This window comes from Gramella sp. KN1008 (assembly GCF_004332155.1).
Classification (GTDB): Bacteria; Bacteroidota; Bacteroidia; order Flavobacteriales; family Flavobacteriaceae; genus Christiangramia.
In genome coordinates this window covers 214146-232253 of record NZ_SJDV01000003.1, presented here as the reverse complement: position 1 = coordinate 232253, position 18108 = coordinate 214146, and the positions used below count along the sequence as shown (strand labels likewise).

General features: G+C 39.7%; 19 protein-coding genes. 13 read left to right on the top strand and 6 right to left on the bottom strand.

The window, feature by feature from the left end; genetic code table 11:
* Positions 1-25 precede the first annotated feature (25 nt).
* The 3 genes from EZJ28_RS06890 to ruvX are packed head-to-tail and all read right to left on the bottom strand — an operon-like array spanning position 26 to position 1537.
* Positions 26-448: a DUF5606 domain-containing protein gene (locus EZJ28_RS06890; RefSeq protein WP_131396251.1), complete on the bottom strand. Its 423-nt coding sequence runs from the start codon at positions 446-448 to the stop codon at positions 26-28.
* Positions 449-505: 57 nt separating this feature from the next.
* Entirely contained in the window at positions 506-1096 is a 591-nt protein-coding gene (def, locus tag EZJ28_RS06885) for a peptide deformylase (protein WP_131396250.1), read from the bottom strand.
* 33 nt (positions 1097-1129) lie between these two features.
* Positions 1130-1537, bottom strand: coding sequence for a Holliday junction resolvase RuvX (ruvX, locus tag EZJ28_RS06880; protein WP_131396248.1), 408 nt, complete (start codon positions 1535-1537; stop codon positions 1130-1132).
* An 86-nt stretch (positions 1538-1623) separates the two neighbouring features.
* Between ruvX and EZJ28_RS06875 the strand changes: the two genes are divergently transcribed.
* The 3 genes from EZJ28_RS06875 to EZJ28_RS06865 are packed head-to-tail and all read left to right on the top strand — an operon-like array spanning position 1624 to position 4501.
* The gene (locus EZJ28_RS06875; RefSeq protein ID WP_131396246.1) at positions 1624-2439 is read left to right on the top strand and encodes a 2,3,4,5-tetrahydropyridine-2,6-dicarboxylate N-succinyltransferase; all 816 of its coding nucleotides are present in this window, start codon (positions 1624-1626) and stop codon (positions 2437-2439) included.
* 18 nt (positions 2440-2457) lie between these two features.
* Positions 2458-3429: a glycosyltransferase family 2 protein gene (locus EZJ28_RS06870; RefSeq protein WP_165499041.1), complete on the top strand. Its 972-nt coding sequence runs from the start codon at positions 2458-2460 to the stop codon at positions 3427-3429.
* A gap of 4 nt (positions 3430-3433) precedes the next feature.
* Positions 3434-4501, top strand: a complete 1068-nt coding sequence (locus tag EZJ28_RS06865) for a glycosyltransferase family 9 protein (protein WP_242670080.1) — start codon at positions 3434-3436, stop codon at positions 4499-4501.
* Here the strand turns inward: EZJ28_RS06865 and EZJ28_RS06860 are convergent.
* Positions 4498-5253 carry a lipopolysaccharide kinase InaA family protein gene (locus EZJ28_RS06860; RefSeq protein ID WP_131396242.1) on the bottom strand — a complete coding sequence of 252 codons (756 nt, stop codon included), beginning with the start codon at positions 5251-5253 and terminating at the stop codon, positions 4498-4500. The genes EZJ28_RS06865 and EZJ28_RS06860 overlap by 4 nt on opposite strands.
* A 127-nt stretch (positions 5254-5380) precedes the next feature.
* On the opposite strand from EZJ28_RS06860, the gene EZJ28_RS06855 reads away from it, so the two are divergent.
* Positions 5381-6514 carry a CDP-glycerol glycerophosphotransferase family protein gene (locus EZJ28_RS06855; RefSeq protein WP_131396240.1) on the top strand — a complete coding sequence of 378 codons (1134 nt, stop codon included), beginning with the start codon at positions 5381-5383 and terminating at the stop codon, positions 6512-6514.
* Here the strand turns inward: EZJ28_RS06855 and EZJ28_RS06850 are convergent.
* Entirely contained in the window at positions 6505-7308 is an 804-nt protein-coding gene (locus EZJ28_RS06850; RefSeq protein WP_131396238.1) for a glycosyltransferase family 2 protein, read from the bottom strand. The genes EZJ28_RS06855 and EZJ28_RS06850 overlap by 10 nt on opposite strands.
* Positions 7309-7489: 181 nt before the next feature.
* Between EZJ28_RS06850 and EZJ28_RS06845 the strand changes: the two genes are divergently transcribed.
* The 6 genes from EZJ28_RS06845 (at position 7490) to EZJ28_RS06820 (ending at position 13365) form a co-directional block, all read left to right on the top strand.
* Positions 7490-8596 (top strand): glycosyltransferase family 4 protein, encoded by a 1107-nt coding sequence (locus EZJ28_RS06845; protein WP_131396236.1) that lies wholly within the window; start codon positions 7490-7492, stop codon positions 8594-8596.
* A complete protein-coding gene (locus tag EZJ28_RS06840; protein WP_131396234.1) occupies positions 8583-9152 on the top strand; it encodes an L-threonylcarbamoyladenylate synthase in 570 nt (189 codons plus the stop codon). Before EZJ28_RS06845 ends, EZJ28_RS06840 begins: the two co-directional genes overlap by 14 nt.
* 4 nt (positions 9153-9156) lie before the next feature.
* Positions 9157-10602, top strand: a complete 1446-nt coding sequence (locus tag EZJ28_RS06835) for a CCA tRNA nucleotidyltransferase (RefSeq protein WP_131396233.1) — start codon at positions 9157-9159, stop codon at positions 10600-10602.
* A gap of 38 nt (positions 10603-10640) precedes the next feature.
* Positions 10641-11654 (top strand): COX15/CtaA family protein, encoded by a 1014-nt coding sequence (locus EZJ28_RS06830; RefSeq protein ID WP_131396231.1) that lies wholly within the window; start codon positions 10641-10643, stop codon positions 11652-11654.
* Between the two features lie 50 nt (positions 11655-11704).
* Complete coding sequence (locus EZJ28_RS06825) at positions 11705-12217, top strand: hypothetical protein (RefSeq protein ID WP_131396230.1); 513 nt, start codon at positions 11705-11707, stop codon at positions 12215-12217.
* 89 nt (positions 12218-12306) lie between these two features.
* Positions 12307-13365 (top strand): nucleoid-associated protein, encoded by a 1059-nt coding sequence (locus EZJ28_RS06820; RefSeq protein ID WP_131396228.1) that lies wholly within the window; start codon positions 12307-12309, stop codon positions 13363-13365.
* Between the two features lie 145 nt (positions 13366-13510).
* On the opposite strand, the gene EZJ28_RS06815 is transcribed toward EZJ28_RS06820, so the two are convergent.
* Positions 13511-14575, bottom strand: a complete 1065-nt coding sequence (locus EZJ28_RS06815) for a hypothetical protein (RefSeq protein ID WP_131396227.1) — start codon at positions 14573-14575, stop codon at positions 13511-13513.
* Positions 14576-14669: 94 nt separating this feature from the next.
* Here EZJ28_RS06815 and EZJ28_RS06810 point away from each other — a divergent pair, with 94 nt between their 5' ends.
* The 3 genes from EZJ28_RS06810 to EZJ28_RS06800 are packed head-to-tail and all read left to right on the top strand — an operon-like array spanning position 14670 to position 18027.
* Positions 14670-15575: an ABC transporter ATP-binding protein gene (locus EZJ28_RS06810; protein WP_131396225.1), complete on the top strand. Its 906-nt coding sequence runs from the start codon at positions 14670-14672 to the stop codon at positions 15573-15575.
* Positions 15575-16411 carry an ABC transporter permease gene (locus EZJ28_RS06805; protein WP_131396223.1) on the top strand — a complete coding sequence of 279 codons (837 nt, stop codon included), beginning with the start codon at positions 15575-15577 and terminating at the stop codon, positions 16409-16411. Before EZJ28_RS06810 ends, EZJ28_RS06805 begins: the two co-directional genes overlap by 1 nt.
* Before the next feature lie 17 nt (positions 16412-16428).
* Positions 16429-18027: a T9SS type B sorting domain-containing protein gene (locus tag EZJ28_RS06800; protein ID WP_131396221.1), complete on the top strand. Its 1599-nt coding sequence runs from the start codon at positions 16429-16431 to the stop codon at positions 18025-18027.
* Positions 18028-18108 lie beyond the last annotated feature (81 nt).

Below are 18108 nucleotides of genomic sequence, written 5' to 3'. Positions count from 1 at the left end.
TATATATTCTAATCTGGAATTTAATCTATTCCTCTTCGTCTTTAGAATTTTCCTTTTCCTCTTTTGAAAAATCGGTAAAACCATTTTTTATCAGGATATTGTACCACTGTACGATCTTCTTCATATCGCTGGCGTATACCCTGTCTTCATCATAATCTGGTAATATCTCTGAAAAAAAAGCTTCAAGCTCTTTCTTGGAAGACTTATGACTAATAGTTTCCTCCCCGTTCTCTTTTTCCTTTATCTTCTGAAAAACCTCACCTAGCGGAATCTCTTCAGTATAGGTATAAATGGCTATTTCACTTAAGATGCTTACATTATGACGCATGTTCACTGCGATCTTCTTTCCGTCCAGCAAAGATTTAGCAATAAATCCTCCTCTGGTTTGCGCAGTAAGTTCATACAGACCGGGTTTTCCCGAAATAGCTAGAATTTTATCTAATCCCATAGTATTTTTTTATTTAGGATGGCAAATATCATTTCCCTGAATTAATTATCAAAACCCTTATCGCGCTTTTTTAGCTAAAGGAAAACGCATTTTATAATCAACCTGGATCTTGCCTTTTGAAATATTTGCCAGTTTACTTTTTATAAGTCTCTTTTTCAGGCTGGAAAGCTTATCGGTAAAGAGGATACCTTCAATATGATCATATTCATGCTGAATCACCCTTGCCGCAAGGCCTGAATATTTTTCGGTATGCTTTTCAAAATTTTCATCATAATACTCTATGGTGATATCCGGCTGACGGAAAACATCTTCCCTTATCTCAGGGATACTCAGGCAACCTTCACTAAAGGCCCACTCCTCACCTTCTTCTTCAATGATCTGAGGATTGATGAAAACCTTACGCATATTTTTCAACTCTTCCTTTTCCTTTTCTTCCAGTTCCTCATCTTCAGCAAAAGGTGCCGGATCTATTAGAAACAATCTGATAGGCAAACCTACCTGGGGGGCGGCAAGTCCTACCCCGTAGGCATTATACATAGTATCCCACATATTGTCTATCAATTCCTCAAGTTTGGGATAATCCTTATCTATCTCCTTTGCTTTCTTCTTCAATACAGGATCTCCGTATGCTACTATTGGTAAAATCATTTATTCTATTAGTTTTCAGCTTAAAGCTTTTAATTATTCGTAAAGCCAGGTTTGCAAAATTATTGTTGCGCTAATCTCATCAACCAGGGCCTTATTTCTTCTTTTTTTCTTTTTCAGCCCGCTGTCAATCATACTTTGAACGGCCATTTTACTGGTAAAGCGTTCATCCACCCTTTCTAATGGCATATCAGGAAACTTTTCAGCAAACTTTTTCAGAAATTCCTGAATATATTCCTCGCTCTGTGAAGGGGAATCATCCATTTTCTTTGGTTCACCGACCAAAACACGTTCCACTTTTTCATTTCTGAAATAATCTTCCAGAAAATTCATAAGATCAGAAGTCTGAACAGTTGTAAGTCCCGATGCGATCATCTTAAGCTCATCGGTAACTGCGATTCCCGTTCTCTTTGTTCCGTAATCCAGCGCTAGAATCCTGGCCATTTCAAAAATTTACGCAAAGGTAAGGTTTATATCGGTTTGTCCATAAATATTACCACATAGCTGTTATATTTGAAAAAAAATTGAAAATGGACCAATTACAAGCCAAAATTGAAAATGCCTGGGAGAACAGGGAATTATTAAAAGATTCAGAAACTACCGATGCCATTAGAAATGTGATCGACCTCCTTGATAAAGGAGAATTACGTGTGGCTGAACCAACTACAGAGGGATGGCAGGTGAACGAATGGGTGAAAAAAGCGGTTGTGCTGTATTTCCCAATTCAGAAAATGGAGACCCTCGAAGCGGGAATTTTTGAATATCATGATAAAATACCCCTAAAAAAAGGATACAAGGAAAAAGGAATCCGTGTGGTTCCTAATGCAGTAGCCCGCCATGGAGCTTATATCTCTTCTGGTGTGATCATGATGCCAAGTTATGTAAATATTGGTGCCTATGTTGATGAAGGAACCATGGTAGACACCTGGGCAACGGTAGGTAGTTGTGCCCAGATAGGAAAGAACGTTCACCTAAGCGGTGGTGTAGGAATTGGAGGTGTACTTGAACCACTACAGGCAGCCCCGGTTATTATAGAAGACAATGCTTTTCTTGGATCAAGAAGTATAGTTGTGGAAGGAATAAGAGTTGAAAAGGAAGCTGTACTTGGAGCCAACGTAGTGCTTACGGGATCTACGAAGATCATCGATGTTACAGGAGACGAACCTAAGGAATTTAAGGGCTATGTTCCCTCGAGATCTGTGGTTATTCCGGGAAGCTATACAAAGAAATTCCCTGCCGGGGAATTCCAGGTGCCCTGTGCTTTGATCATCGGTAAACGTAAGGAGAGCACCAACAAAAAGACCTCATTGAACGACGCTCTGCGCGAGTACAATGTAGCTGTTTAAATAGATTTTCAATCTCTTTTGGATATATCAGTCATTATAGTTAACTACAGATCATGGGATTCACTTAAAGAATGCCTTGACTCTTTTAAAGAAATCAATGCGAAGGACTATTCCTATGAGCTGATAGTGGTTGATAACGATTCGGCCGATGGTAAGCTTGAGAATTTTAAAACTGAATATCCTGAAGTAAATTTCATTAAGAACTCCGGTAACAATGGTTTTGCCAACGGATGTAATACAGGAGCTTCCCATGCCACGGGAAGCTTCCTGCTTTTTCTGAATCCTGATACAAAGATTGAAGAAGGAGTATTACCGCAATTACACCGTACTTATAAAAATAATCCTGAAATAGCCATCCTCTCCTGTTTGCAGGTAAATGAAGCCGGTAATTACTATAAACAGAGGAACTTATTTCCTTCTTTCTCCAGGTTTTTTGGACTCACAAGAGCCGTTTACAGGCTTCTGAAGAAAAAGTCGCTGGAGAGAAAATTTGAAATAAAGAATAAGCTTTTTTATCCTGACTGGGTGACCGGAGCAGTGGTTTTTATTTCCAGGGATTGGTTTGAAAGGGTAAATGGCTGGAATGAGGACTACTGGATGTACCTGGAAGATGTTGATCTATGTAAAAAAGTGGTTGCCAAAGGTGGTAAAATTGCGGTTACCATAGAAGCTGCCATATTTCACAAGCATGGGGGAGCCTCCAGAACCAATTATAAAACCAAGGCCATTACAAAGAGTGAGGTGATCATTTCAAAGCATGTCTACATCTCAAATCATTTTTCAGGAATTAAAAGACCGGTTTTACACCTGCTTTTGATCCTGGGGGTATTATCTGAAAAGATCATTTTATCAGTTTTACTTATCTTATTTGCTCCATCAAAGGCAAAACTGAACTTTTTCATCTTAAAAAAACTCTTTGCTTATTATACTAATGCCATAAGCAATAACACCTGGCTAAGTAAACGATCTGTGAATTATCAAAAATCCTGAAGCATTGAAGATACTGTGCATACAACAGAAGATGATAGGCGATGTGCTGGTAAGCAGTATTCTTATTCGCAATTTGCGTAAAGCCTATCCTGAGGCACAGATCGATTATATGGTGTATGAGTCGACCACTCCCGTACTTCAGGGAAATAAGGATTTTGACAACCTGGTCCTTTTTAAACCGGAACACAGGGAAAGCAAACTGGAATTTATCAGACTTCTGAAAAATATAAGAAGGGAGAAATACGACATTGTTATCGATGCTTATGCAAAACTGGAAAGTTATCTTATCAGTTCTTTTTCAGGAGCTAAAAAAAGGATTACCTATAAAAAGTGGATAACTGATCTCATTTACACCGATACGGTGGAGAGAGAAGACATTCCTGATTCCAGGCTTGGATTGATCATCGAACACCGACTAGCTTTACTAAAGCCCCTTAATCTGGAGATAGAACTTGAAACCAGACCTCAGCTGCAGGTTACTACAGAGGAAAAAGCATTTGCTATAGATCTGTTCAAAAAAAGTGGAATAGATATTTCCAAACCTACGATCATGCTCAGCATTATAGGCAGCATGGATACCAAAACCTATCCTTTTGAATATATGGCTCGGTTAATAGATCATATTGCCAGTCATGGAGGAATGAATCTTCTTTTCAACTATATACCATCTCAGAAGGCGGAAGCAGAAAGACTTCTGGCCCTGTGTAAAGAGAGTACAAGGGAAAAGATATATTTTGAGGTGTTAGGCAAAAACCTAAGGGAATTTATTGCAATTATGGACCAATGTGATATGATCATTGGAAATGATGGGGGTGCGATCAACATGGCAAAGGCCCTTGGTAAACCTTCATTTATTATATTTTCTCCATGGATCGATAAAAAAGGCTGGGCGACCTTTGAAGATGGGGTGAACAATATTTCTTTACACTTAAAGGATTTTAAACCTGAAACTTTCCAGGATAAAAGTTCATCCCAAATTAAAAAAGAAACATTCAGGCTTTATAAACAATTCACCCCAGATCTTATAATTCCTTCCCTTTCAGAGTTTTTAAAAAACCATTTAAGATCTTAGTTCTTTTTAGGCTTCAGAAAGCGCTTGATCTTCTGTTTCTTCCAGTACTTTTTCTGAAATTTATCTGTAAAAAACCACATTTTAGCGAATACTTCTGAAGAAGATCCTCCTATAAGTTTAGCATATTCATCGGCCATTATCTCTACCATTTCCCTTTTAGGAGTAAGCCTGGAGAAGTTCAGAAATCTTTCAGTATCGGTAAGTTCCTTAAAAACCATCCGGTTAAGATCTACCAGATAGAATTTATAATCGCCCTTATTGATTTGAATAAGCGTGTTTCCCGGAGAATGATCAAGAAACAAAACGTCATTTTCATGAAGTGAATAAGTAAACCTGGTAAAGGCCCGAAGTATCTCTTCGTGCCGGGGATAATCGGGATCGTCTACAAGTTCGCGAAAAGTAAGATCATACTCCACCTGCCGGCTCACATAGAAGCTACGTTTAAAAGTAAGACCTGATTGCTCTTCGAAATAAGCTATAGGATCAGGTGTCCCGATTCCTTTCTCTTTCAACATATTCGCATAGGCAAAAGATCTTTCTGCTTTGGATTTTCGAAAAAAACGATAAGCGATCTTATTGATAAGATTGGGAATCCTGAAGGATTTGATATTGATCCGCAAACTATCAATTTCAAAGGTCTTAATTGTATTCCTTCCATCATAAAGGATATTTCCTTCTGAACTGAAATTTTCGATACAGTGGGTAATCCTGTTTTTTTTTGATACGTATTCCTGGTTCCAGGTAGCTTTCATACTGCAAATCTAGTATAAATAGGAATTATTGATATTTTTGAATCACAAAAAGAAATAAACCGAAGTGTTAGGAATGGAATCACCTGCCGGGATTTAATTTTTGACACCTCAAAAAATTGCTGCGTTCATGGTAACCGGAAAAAAGAGAATTGGCTTTCTATATCTTGATGAAATTCATCATCTCTATCATTTTATAAGCGTCGCAGCAGAATTATCAAAAACGGAACATGTTGAAATTCTCACTCATCCAAGATGTCATGACCTCTTATTTGAAAGTATTGAAAAATTAGGCGGCAAAAACATTATAGTAAGGCGTCTGGAAACAAAACGTTTCAGAAGATTTACCGACAAATTAAAAAACAGGGACCTACCACGAAAGGGCTTCTGGATCAAAAAACATAAGAAATACCTGCTCGAAAATTTCGACGCGCTTGTGTTCACAGATTACTTTCATCATTATATCTTAAACTCAAGAAAGGGAGAGTATCCCAAACTTATCAAATCGGGACACGGCCCACCGGGAAGAGCTTATAGTTATAATAAAGATCTGTTGGATTTTGATGCCCAGTACCTGGTAGGACAGTTCAATTATGATCAGTTTGAAGAAATGAATCTTCTGGGGCCTCATCCCATGACCGTAGGATATCCAAAGACAGATGTGGTAGAAAAGGATGCAAAGAAGAAGTTCTTCAAGAATCAAAAACCAAGCGTGGTTTACAATCCTCATTTTGATCCCGAATATACCTCCTGGGATAAAGAAGGGCTTAAAGTTCTTGAGTATTTTTATAACCAGGATAAGTATAACCTCATCTTTGCTCCTCATTTAAACCTTTTTCAGCAACTCAAAGGAAAAAGAAATAAAAGTGAAATCCCTCAAAAGTTCTTTGAAGCCGATAATATTTTGATCGATCTGGGAAGCGTGAATAGTGTGAACATGGCCTACACCAGATATGCAGATATTTATTTAGGTGATGTTTCCAGTCAAGTCTACGAATTTATCATAGAGCCAAGACCTTGTATATTCCTCAATCCTGAGAATTTTGATTATAAGAATGATATTTCATTCAGATTCTGGAAATTAGGAGAGGTAATAAGCGGAACGGAAGAACTGGATAAGGCCTTAGATCATATACAGTACAACTTTGAAGCTTTTAAGCCAATACAGCAAAAAATGACCGCTGAGAACTTCTATACAGAAGAAGGCAGCACCGCTTCAGAAAGGTCTGCAACAGCCCTGCTTGATTTTCTAAATCAGGAATGAACTGACTCTACCTGAAGATACTGGTCTATTCCTTTTTCGCAACGAATTATTTTATTTTCAATTGCTTCAGCCTGGATTCCGGAATTGATCACTTCCCTTTCCCTTGATTTCTCCTTATGCCAGATATGATAGACGATCCCTGCATAGCGCAATCTTCGCCCCATAACACCAGAATTTAATAGCCTTACAACCATCTCGGAATCTTCCTTTCCCCAACCGGTCATATCTTCATTATAGCCATTAACGGCAATAAAGTCGTTACGCCAGAAGGATATATTACAGCCCCTAACCTTCCTGCTAAGCTCACCGGTTTCTTTATAGAGGGAACTCAAAGCAGGAATCCTTAGATTTCGGGTCCTTCGGGAAACTTTTCTTGAAAAGAATCCGAATTTGACTCTTTTCCCTGGCAGGATTTGTTCAACGGCATCTTCCTTGATATTCACCCTGCTTCCGAAAAGGAAATTCCCCTTCCGGGCATTAAACTTATGGTCTTCAATGAAGTTTTCGTGAAGTATGCAGTCACCATCTACCTGGATGATATAATCTGAATCACTGGCAGCTATGGCTTTATTGAGAATCTGTGACTTTCGGAAACCCTTATCTTCCTGCCACAAATGCTTTAAGGGAAGGCCAGCATCTTTATATTTTTTAATTAGTCCGAAAGTAGGTTGTGAAGATCCATCGTCAGCAATTAGTACTTCATCTGGAATTACCGATTGCTGCAGAACACTCTTTAGAACAAGGTCCAGCGCTTCCGGCCATTGGTAGGTAGAGATTAAAAGGGCTACAGTCATAACTGGTTTTCAGTTAATTGTGCAAAAGTTATGCAAATCTTTGACTTGGGCAAACTTAACACAATTTAATATTACCACCCCTTCAATTTAATTGCAAAAGCCGTGTCTGATATATAATTCTGAAGAATAACTTACATTAGCTCAGCAGTAATTCCGGAAAGCCATAAGCCAGTTTAATGATATGAAAGTTTTGCATTTGTCTGCAGTAAGAAATTTCGGTGGGGGTGAGAATCATATTCTTAACCTGGGCACGGAGTTAAAAGATTTACCGGATATTCAGAACCTGATACTCACAGTAAAGAATTCAGATTTTTCAAACATTTTGAATGGTGACCTGGTAAGGAAATATGAAGCTCCGCTTAAAATTAAATTTGACCTGCGATATACTTTCAAAATCATTACGATCTGCAAAAAGGAAAAAATAGACCTGATCCATATTCATGATCCTACAGCGCTTACCCTTGCAGTGGCCGCGACAAAACTTGCTAAACTTCCTCCTTTTATATTTAGTAAAAAAACTTCCTTTCCTATAAAAAACAGGAGAAGCACCTTATATAAATACAATCACTGGAATATTAAGAAAGTGCTTTGCGTTTCTGAAGAAACCAGGAAAGTAACCGCCCGAAGCATAAAAGACACTTCCAAACTCACAACCGTTTATCACGGCACCAGCCCGAATAAATCGACGAATACCCCATTTTTATTAAGAGAAAAGTTAGAGCTGAAACCAGATACGATAATTGTGGGTACTATTGCGAACCATATCAGGGCTAAGAACCTGGAGACCTGGCTTGCTGTGGTTGATGAGATAATAAATGTAAGGAACGAGAAGAACTTTCATTTTGTCCAGATTGGCGAGCATACAGAAAGGACCCCTGCCTATCTCGAAATCATCAAACAGAAAAACCTGAACGACCATATTAGCCTTCTGGGTTTTATGCCCGAAGCTTCCAATTTTATCCCCCAGTTCGATATTTCACTGTTAACTTCTCAGAGCGAAGGCCTCCCCCAGTTCATCTATGAAAGCTTTTACCATAAGACCCCGGTTGTGAGCACGAATGTAGGCGGCATCCCGGAGATTATCAAAACTGGAGAGAATGGTTTGTTAAGCAATCCTTACGAAGTGGAAAGTTTAGCAGATAAATTGATAGCTTTGTCCCAGGACAGGGAATTACAAAAAAAATTTGCTGAAAGGTCCTTTAGAATCCTTCAGAATAATTTCACCACACAGGTGATGGCAGAAAAAACCCTTTCTGAATATAAAAAAGTGCTCTATGGAACGAATTGATCAGGAAATAAGAAATTGTCTGGATGTAATAAAAAAAGGAGGCCTTATCCTCTACCCTACCGATACGGTATGGGGAATTGGCTGCGATGCAACCAATGCGGAAGCCATTGATAGGATATATAAACTCAAAAAACGAGAGGAATCCAAAGCCCTGATCTGCCTGGTTTCAAATTTCAAGATGCTGGAACAGTATGTTGAAGACGTCCCTGAAATGGCGTATGATATCCTGAAATATGCCAAAAAACCCACCACGGTGATCTATGATAAACCTATACGCATTGCTGAAAACCTGGTAGGTGACGACGATACTCTTGGTATAAGAGTGGTAAGGGATAAGTTCTGTTCTGAACTGATCAAAAAGATGCGCAGACCGCTGGTGTCAACTTCAGCAAATATTAGCGGGCAGCCTACTCCACAATCCTTCGATCAAATCACGCCTCAAATTTTAAAAGGTGTGGACTATGTAGTAAATTTGCAGCGTTCAAAAAAATCACCTAAACCATCGGCAATTATAAAATTGAGTAATGATGGACAGGTGAAAGTGATACGCAAATAGACAGATGCCGAAATACCACAATTACAGCAAAGCTTTACATCACCAGATTTTCAATATAATTTCAGAAGCTGCAGATGAACTTTCTGTAGATGCCTATGTTATTGGTGGATTTGTTCGCGATCATATCCTGGAGCGCGGAGAGCCAAAAGACATAGATATCGTAGCGGTTGGAAGCGGAATTGAACTGGCTAAAAAGGTATCTGAAAAACTTCCCGGCAAACCAAAGGTCCAGGTTTTTAAGAATTTTGGAACAGCTATGTTGCGGGCAGATGACCATGAAATTGAATTTGTAGGTGCACGTAAGGAGAGTTACCGTAAAGACAGTAGGAAACCTATAGTAGAAAACGGCACTCTGGAAGATGATCAGAATCGAAGGGATTTTACTATAAATGCACTGGCTCTTAAACTGAACAAGAATGGTTTCGGTGATCTACTTGATCCTTTTAACGGATATGAAGATCTAAAGAACAGGATCATCAAAACTCCTTTGGATCCGGACGTAACCTATTCTGATGATCCGCTGAGAATGTACAGAGCCATCAGATTTGCTACCCAACTCAATTTTATCATTGAAGCCGAATCACTAAAAGCCATTAAAAAGAACCGGGACCGGATAAAGATCATATCAAAAGAGCGAATTATAGACGAGCTCAATAAGATCCTTCTTAGCGAAAAGCCTTCAAAGGGTTTTGCCCTGCTTTTTAAGACAGGCCTGTTAAAAAAGATACTTCCTGAGCTTACAGCTTTACAGGGAATTGATGAAGTGGAAGGTCAGAAACACAAGGATAATTTCTGGCACACCCTGGAGGTAGTGGATAATATTTCTGAAAACACCGAAGACCTGTGGCTTAGATGGGCCGCGCTGTTGCATGATGTTGGTAAGGCACCTACCAAGAAATTCCATAAAAAGATTGGCTGGACATTTCACGGACATGAGTTCGTAGGAGCTAAAATGGTCTATAAGATCTTCAAGCGACTAAGGCTTCCGCTAAATGAAAAGATGAAATTCGTGCAGCAAATGGTGTTGCTCAGTTCAAGGCCAATTGCTATTGCCGATGAGAATGTAACAGACTCTGCCGTTCGAAGACTGGTATTTGATGCCGGTGACAATATTGAGGATCTCATGACACTTTGCGAGGCAGATATTACCACCAAAAATCCGAAGCGTTTCAAAAAATATCACAACAATTTCAAAAAGGTAAGAAAGAAAATAGAGGAAGTTGAAGAAAGGGATCATATCCGAAATTTTCAGCCTCCTGTTAGCGGTGAGGAGATCATGACGACCTTTGACATTAAGCCAAGCCGCGAGGTGGGTCTCATAAAAGATGCTATTAAAGAAGCTATTCTGGAGGGAGATATCCCGAATGAATATGAACCCGCCCGTGATTTTATGCTGAAGAAAGGAAAAGAATTAGGCTTAAGTGTGCCAAACAACCCAACTACCAAATAAGATGATTTTGAGTTTTATATATACTTAACCTTATTGCAATGAAAGACAACAAAAAAGTAGTTTACTGGCTGCTAACGGGGTGTTTACTTATTTTCTTAATGGTCGTGGTAGGTGGAATAACCAGGCTTACCAATTCCGGGTTATCCATTTCAAATTATAAACTTATAAGCGGAACCATTCCACCGATGAACGAACAGGAATGGCAGGAAGCCTTTGATCTTTATAAGCAGTATCCCGAATATCAGAAATTACACTATCATTTTAATCTTGAAGATTTCAAGGATATCTACTTCTGGGAATGGATACACCGGGTAATAGGACGCCTTATCGGAGTGGTTTTTATTATTCCGTTCCTGTATTTCCTTATTAAAAAGCAACTTTCACGCCCCACCATCAAAAAATCCCTAATTCTTCTGGCACTGGGAGCTTTTCAGGGATTCATAGGCTGGTATATGGTAAAGAGTGGTCTGGTAGATATGCCATGGGTTAGCCATTACAGGCTTGCCATGCATCTCACCACGGCTTTTGTCACATTCGCCTATGCTTTATGGGTGGCACTGGACATCATTTATCCCAAGAAAAAGGAAATAAATAAAAGCTTAAGGAATCTTGTCAGGGCAGGAATGATTATTTTAATGGTACAGATCATTTGGGGAGCATTCGTTGCAGGTCTTGATGCTGGTCTTTTACATAACTTCTGGCCAATGATGGCCGAGGGTAAGCTGATCCATGAAACGGTCTATACAGAACAATCTCCCTTATGGCGTAATTTCATTGAAGGAAAGAGTGGTGTGCAGTTTGTTCACCGTTATCTTGCCTATATCGTAGTGGCCATTATCGGCTATATCTGGTACAGGTCAAGAAAGATAGAGTTAACAGGGCTTCAGGCGAAAAGTATTCATTTCCTTTTAATAATGGTATTCGTGCAATTCCTGTTAGGTGTCCTGACACTGATTTACGCGGTACCAATCTGGCTTGGAGTATTACACCAGGTGGGGGCATTTTTCTTACTCGCCGGGATGACATATACCCTTCACAGATTTACCAAATAACTTCGATTTCCCATCTAAAAACGTATCTTTGTAATCCAAATTTCATGGTTATGGTCTATAGATTCAGAGTAATTCTCGATGCAGATGAAGATGTGTTCAGAGATATAGAGATGCTTCAGGAAAATACCCTGGAAGATCTGCACAATACCATCGTACAGTCTTTTGGTTTTGACGGAACCGAAATGGCCTCTTTTTATATCAGTGATGAAGAATGGAATCAGGGTGAGGAGATCCATCAGTTCGATATGAGCGGGCATGACACCTCCATTAAACTGATGAATGAAACCACACTGGACAGCGTTCTCTCAGAATCACAGACCAAACTGATCTATGTTTACGACTTTCTGCAAATGTGGACCTTTTTCGTAGAACTCGCGCAGATTGCCGAAGTTGAAGAAGGCCGTGATTATCCCAATCTTATGTTCGTACACGGGCAACTTCCCGATAATCCACCAGCCAAGGAATTCAAAGGTGAGGATGAAGGCTTGCTGAACGGCGATTATGACGATGATTACGATTCTGATGATTTTGACAATCTCAGTTTCGACGATCACTGGAACTAAATTTTCTATTTCATTCCGAATTTTTCTTCTGAAATTCATTTTCAGGTTTAATTTTTTTCTGCTTTATTTAGCCAAAATTTTCAGATTAAATGATCAATCTATATAATGCTCAAATTGAATCGCTTTCTGTACATCGTGTAGGAAATAAAAGCCGTGGAGAGAATATTTTCCTCTCAGCTTCAACCTATCATCTTAATGATGAGATCAAACCTCTTATCAAAGAGTATTTCCTGAAACCCTTCAGGGAAAAGGAAGAATCTTATTACCGGTTTCATCATGAGAGCGATCTTGAGTTTCATGAGCTTTATAATCTTTCGAATTCCATTTTTGACGATCCTTTAAATTCTCACGAATATTCCAAAAAGATCGCCACGCTTCTATATGAACAATCAAGCCATCCTCATATCAAAAGCGGAGAAGTGTATGTGGTCTATTTTGAAAACCTTCAGATAGATAATGAAAAAGTTTCAGGGATCGGGATCTTTAAATCTGAATTAAAGCATGACTTTCTTCAGTTTGAACAGAAAGGAAGTAATCTGGATATGATCGTTCAGCAGGGAGTGAATCTTAACAAACTGGATAAGGGAGCGATCATTTTCAATACAAATCGTACTGAAGGTTACAAGATTCTTTCAGTGGATTCCAACCGTTATGATGCCAAATACTGGCTGGAAAACTTTCTGGGCGTGGATGTCCTGGCAGATGAGAACTATTTCACCAGGAATTATCTGAATTTTGCCAAGAATTTTGCGAAGGATGTGGTGCTACCAGCTGAAGACAAGAAGCAGGAAGTCCTTTTCATGAACCGCAGCATGGACTATTTTGCCAAAAATGATGATTTTGAGGAGAGTAATTATATCAATTCAGTGATCGACAACCCGGCATTGATCCCTGAATTCCAGAATTACAAGACCGAAAAAGCTCCAAAATATAAGGTTGAAGATCTTACTAATTTCCCTATTGCGAACAAAGCGGTGACCGATGCCAGAAAGAAGATCAAGAACGTGATCACCCTGGATACGAATATCCAGATCAAAATGGATTTCGTAAATGCCGAATCAGCCGACAAGTTCGTGGAAAAAGGCTGGGATGAGGAAAAGCAGATGTACTACTATCTGGTTTATTTCAATAAGGAGGAGAAGAAGTAAAAAAGCTATAAGCTTTAAGTTTTAAGCCCTAAGCTCATTTTGACCCGTCATTCCGAGCGCCTGCCTGCCGATAGGCAGGAAGCGAAGGAATCTTATTATTAAGACTGCTTCACCTCGTTCGCAGTGACCTTGTTTCAGTTTAAAGCTATTCCAGCATCCGCTGCATATTCACATTTTCGTAATTACGCTTTACAAAATCAAGTGCGGTTCTTAAGATCTGTCCCATGGTACTGGCCCGTTTGAACTTCATATCTTTTGAAAAAGCATACAGCTCGTTTCTTAATTGTTTTACATTGTCTTTGGAAGAAACATGATCATTGATCATACACCTTATAAGTTCTTTATAGCGTCCTTTGGTGTTGATCATCCTTTTTGCGAGAAGCGAACGCTCCTCCTTACGATATTGCTCTATTGAGGATTCCTCCAGTTTTTCGGACACCAGCTTTACCATCTTGAAATTCTCCTTGAAGAACTGGGGACGGTATACCTTTAAATTCCCTTCATAGCATTGCTGATCAAAATCTATTGCTCTTATCTGGTACTCCACATGGTCAAAATCGTGAGTAGGAATTACCACGTAATTATAAGAACGCATATCGCCAAGCAACCTCACGGTACAGCGCTCATTGAACTTTACGAATTGCTTGGCTATCTGGGTCTGTGCCCTTAGATCACATTCCGGCAGATGATCATCTATAAATACATCACCCGGAATTCCGGCGATATGTGCTTCAATAAGAGTGTCTTTATAAACCAGGAAATTTATACGATGAGGAGAGAGCAAATGCTCGAATTCGAGTCCGTAGAGCCTGGAAGCATCAGCTTTCTTCACATAGAAATAAGTAAAACTATCATTAAGTATATTCCTGATCTTTATCCTGAAAGGTTTTGAATTTCCGAAGGTGCAGTAATCAATAGCATCCACATTAAGCCAGTCCAGAGAATCATCACTTCCATCAGAATGAAGAATGGTATAGACCTTTTTCAGGCTGTTATCGATCTCGATCCTTTCATGATCAGGATAATAGCACCTCACCCAGAAGGTATCTTCTTCGTGCTGATCATAGACCACGATAGATCCTGAAAATCTTAACAGATCCTCATAGAATACCGGGATCTTGGTGTTTCGATTGTATTTAGCCAGATATCGGTTGAAGCGCTCATTAATAGGGAAAGAGGGCTTCTTTTTAGACATCAGTTTCTGTTGCATAGGTGTACCTAGTTTTCTCAAAATTAAGCTTATTATAGGGAAACCTGTAACAAAATCCTATTTTAGACGTCGTATTTTAAACACTTCATCAATCTTGGAAACAATTTTAAGTCTAAATAATCTCACCAAGCATTTTGGCAGGATCACTGCCGTAAACAACCTAAGCTTCAGTATAGAAAAAGGAAATGTCTATGGTATCCTTGGGCCTAACGGGAGCGGTAAATCCACCACACTTGGAATGGTACTTAATGTGGTGAACAAATCATCGGGGGATTTCAAGTGGTTTGACGGGACCCTTTCTACCCATGAAGCCCTTAAAAAAGTAGGTGCTATCATTGAGCACCCCAACTTTTATCCTTACATGACGGCTGTTCAGAATCTTGCACTGGTTTGTAAAATCAAGGGTACAGATACTAGCAAGATCCATGAGAAACTGGAACTGGTAGGGCTTTCAGACCGCAAGGACAGTAAATTCAGAACATTTTCACTGGGAATGAAGCAGCGTCTCGCTATAGCCTCTGCCCTCTTAAACGATCCCGAGATCCTTATCCTGGATGAACCCACTAACGGCCTGGATCCACAGGGAATACATCAGATCAGGGAGATCATAAGAAAGATTGCGGCAGGTGGAACCACTATTCTACTGGCCTCGCATCTGCTGGATGAAGTGGAAAAGGTGTGTTCTCATGTGGTGATTATCAGAAAAGGCGTAAAACTGTACAGCGGTCCGGTAGATGAGATCGTGCATAGCCATGGATTCTTTGAACTAAAGGCACCGGATATGCAAAAGCTTGAGGAGCTGCTGAAGGAGCATCCAAAGATCGGAAAGATCACAGATAAAGATGGAGTACTTACAGCCTTCCTGGATAACCCAATGGAAGCCGAAGAGATCAACCGGTATCTTTTTGAAAAAGGTCTTTCACTATCTTATCTCAACAAACGAAAAGAAAGTCTCGAAGAGCAATTCCTTCAGTTAACTAACCAAACCGCTCAAGCCTAATGCTACGTTTACTAGAAATAGAATATAATAAACTAAGATACAGCCGTTCTGCCAGGATACTCATTATCACCTATTTTATCTTGATCACCTTTATTGCGCTTATAGCATCAATTGAATTCAATATTGGGCAAATAGAATTTCGTGTTGCCGACCAGGGAATATTCAATTTTCCTTATATCTGGCATTTCAACAGTTATATCGCCGCACTGCTAAAATTGTTCCTAGCCATCGTGATCGTCTCGATGATGTCTAATGAATACAGTAACCGTACAATTAAACAGAACCTGATAGACGGCCTGAGCAAAAAGGAATTTATAATGTCTAAATTCCTTACAGTTCTGGTATTTTCGGGTATTTCAACACTGTTCCTTTTTGCGGTTTCCCTTATTCTGGGTTATTCATTTTCAGACTTCACCGAATTCTCTATCGTTTTCTCGGATCTGGAATATCTGGTAGCTTATTTTGTAAAGCTTACGGGCTTCTTTGCTTTTTGTATGTTTCTGGGGATTCTTGTTAAAAGATCGGCCTTTGCGCTGGGCTTTCTGGTGGTCTGGTACATATTTGAAAACATCCTTTTCGCGGTGCTTAACTTCAAAGTCTTCAAGGGTACTGAAATTGCCGAAAAGATCATGCAGTTCTTCCCCCTCGAAGCTATGAGCAATCTTATCGTCGAACCGTTTTCGCGTTTAAATGCGGTACAAACAGCTGCGAGCCAGATAGGTTCTGAATTGAACAAGGATTATGGGATTCACTGGTACCAGTTGCTCATAGTGAGCATTTGGATAGCCATCTTTGTTTATCTATCCTTAGTCCTGCTTAAAAAGAGAGACCTTTAAAGGTAAAGCCTCTTTAGATGAAAATTATTCCGGCAATCTTCCTTTTTGTAATGAGCTTTAATGGATTGGCCCAATCTGTCGCCAATGATTGTGTAGGAGCCATTCAAATTTGTGGCGATGGTGCTATTTCAAGTAATGCAGACGGGATAGGAACTCAGGAAATTTCAAACCTGAACTCCTGTTCCAGTATGGAGCACAATAGCCTCTGGCTTTATGTAAAAATCACCAAAGAAGGGACACTGGGCTTTAACCTGAAACCTACCAATCCTGATATTATGGTAGATTATGACTTTTTCATCTATGGGCCTAATAAAAGCTGTGGTAATCTAGGCACTGCGGTAAGATGCTCCACTACAAATCCTAATTTAGCCGGAGCAACAACCAATCATACCGGAATGAACGATACAGAAACAGATACAAGTGAAGGACCTGGAGCGAGCGGAAATAGTTACGTAAAATCTATGGATGTCCTGCCTGGTGAAACATATTTTATTGTTATAGACAGACCTATAGGAAATAGCCCCTTCGAGCTGGAATGGACGGGAACCTCTACAGTTGGAGGGTCCCCGTTTCCCGAAGCTCCGGAAATAAACGAACCTGATGATCTCCAGACCTGCAACTCAAATTTCACAGCAGAGTTTGACCTAAGCGTTCAGAATTCTGAGATTACCACCCAGAACAATACTACTTTAACTTACCACGAATCCCTGGCTGACGCCTCAGATAATCTGAATCCGATTTCAGACATTTATACCAGTCAGCAACCAGTTAAAACTATCTATGCCCGAGTTGAGAACGATATCACCGGCTGCTCGAAAATAACCGATTTTGATCTGGTTATTAATGAAGGCCCGGTTATCCCGTCAAGCTACATCTGGGAGAAATGCGACATGGATTTTTCCGGGGATGAAAGCTTTGTCCTTACAGATAAAAACAGAGACATTCTCGGGGAGCTTAGTCCTTCTGATTTCCAGATAAGTTTTTTTCAAAATTCTGCTGATGCTGCCGCAAATAGAGATCCCTTATCTAATTCCTACAATTCGAACGGGGGAACCATATATGCACGTGTCTGGGAAAATGGAAACCTCGATTGTTTTAACTTGTCTGAGATAAGCCTAATATTAAACTCACCTCCCCGAATCCAGTCGGTCTCTGCCACTCAGCCCAAGGTGAATGCTAATAACAATACCGTCACCCTGGATTTCGACACCTCAAACAATTATGAGTATTCAATTGGAGATATAAATGGTCCCTACCAGACCAGCACTACTTTCACAAATGTAGCGTCCGGTTTTCAAACGCTGTATATCAGGGATATTAAAGGATGTGCGATCATTGAATCTGAAATTGCCGTATTAGGTTATGATAATTTCTTTACTCCTAATGGAGATGGAGTCAATGATTTCTGGCAAATAAAAGGCCTTTCCTCTTCCGTTGGAAAAAACCTCATCCGGATTTTCGATCGTTACGGAAAGCTGCTTATTAGGCTGGATCCTTTAAAACAGGGCTGGGATGGCATCTTTAATGGTAAAGAAATGCCTGCCGGGGATTACTGGTTTAGGGTAGAGCTACAGAACGGTCAGGAATTTAACGGTCATTTCTCTCTGATCAGATAAAAAATTGATTTCGGTTCGATAATTGCTTAATTTCGTGAGGCTATGAAATTAGCCATTCCAATTTCTCATAGTTTGCAGAAT

Excerpts from the sequence above, each read along its gene's own strand:
- EZJ28_RS06890 (WP_131396251.1), bottom strand. The coding sequence starts at position 448 with ATGGGATTAGATAAAATTCTAGCTATTTCGGGAAAACCCGGTCTGTAT.
- def (WP_131396250.1), bottom strand. The coding sequence starts at position 1,096 with ATGATTTTACCAATAGTAGCATACGGAGATCCTGTATTGAAGAAGAAA.
- ruvX (WP_131396248.1), bottom strand. The coding sequence starts at position 1,537 with ATGGCCAGGATTCTAGCGCTGGATTACGGAACAAAGAGAACGGGAATC.
- EZJ28_RS06875 (WP_131396246.1), top strand. The coding sequence starts at position 1,624 with ATGGACCAATTACAAGCCAAAATTGAAAATGCCTGGGAGAACAGGGAA.
- EZJ28_RS06860 (WP_131396242.1), bottom strand. The coding sequence starts at position 5,253 with ATGAAAGCTACCTGGAACCAGGAATACGTATCAAAAAAAAACAGGATT.
- EZJ28_RS06855 (WP_131396240.1), top strand. The coding sequence starts at position 5,381 with ATGGTAACCGGAAAAAAGAGAATTGGCTTTCTATATCTTGATGAAATT.
- EZJ28_RS06850 (WP_131396238.1), bottom strand. The coding sequence starts at position 7,308 with ATGACTGTAGCCCTTTTAATCTCTACCTACCAATGGCCGGAAGCGCTG.
- EZJ28_RS06845 (WP_131396236.1), top strand. The coding sequence starts at position 7,490 with ATGAAAGTTTTGCATTTGTCTGCAGTAAGAAATTTCGGTGGGGGTGAG.
- EZJ28_RS06840 (WP_131396234.1), top strand. The coding sequence starts at position 8,583 with ATGGAACGAATTGATCAGGAAATAAGAAATTGTCTGGATGTAATAAAA.
- EZJ28_RS06835 (WP_131396233.1), top strand. The coding sequence starts at position 9,157 with ATGCCGAAATACCACAATTACAGCAAAGCTTTACATCACCAGATTTTC.
- EZJ28_RS06830 (WP_131396231.1), top strand. The coding sequence starts at position 10,641 with ATGAAAGACAACAAAAAAGTAGTTTACTGGCTGCTAACGGGGTGTTTA.
- EZJ28_RS06825 (WP_131396230.1), top strand. The coding sequence starts at position 11,705 with ATGGTCTATAGATTCAGAGTAATTCTCGATGCAGATGAAGATGTGTTC.
- EZJ28_RS06820 (WP_131396228.1), top strand. The coding sequence starts at position 12,307 with ATGATCAATCTATATAATGCTCAAATTGAATCGCTTTCTGTACATCGT.
- EZJ28_RS06815 (WP_131396227.1), bottom strand. The coding sequence starts at position 14,575 with ATGCAACAGAAACTGATGTCTAAAAAGAAGCCCTCTTTCCCTATTAAT.
- EZJ28_RS06805 (WP_131396223.1), top strand. The coding sequence starts at position 15,575 with ATGCTACGTTTACTAGAAATAGAATATAATAAACTAAGATACAGCCGT.
- EZJ28_RS06800 (WP_131396221.1), top strand. The coding sequence starts at position 16,429 with ATGAAAATTATTCCGGCAATCTTCCTTTTTGTAATGAGCTTTAATGGA.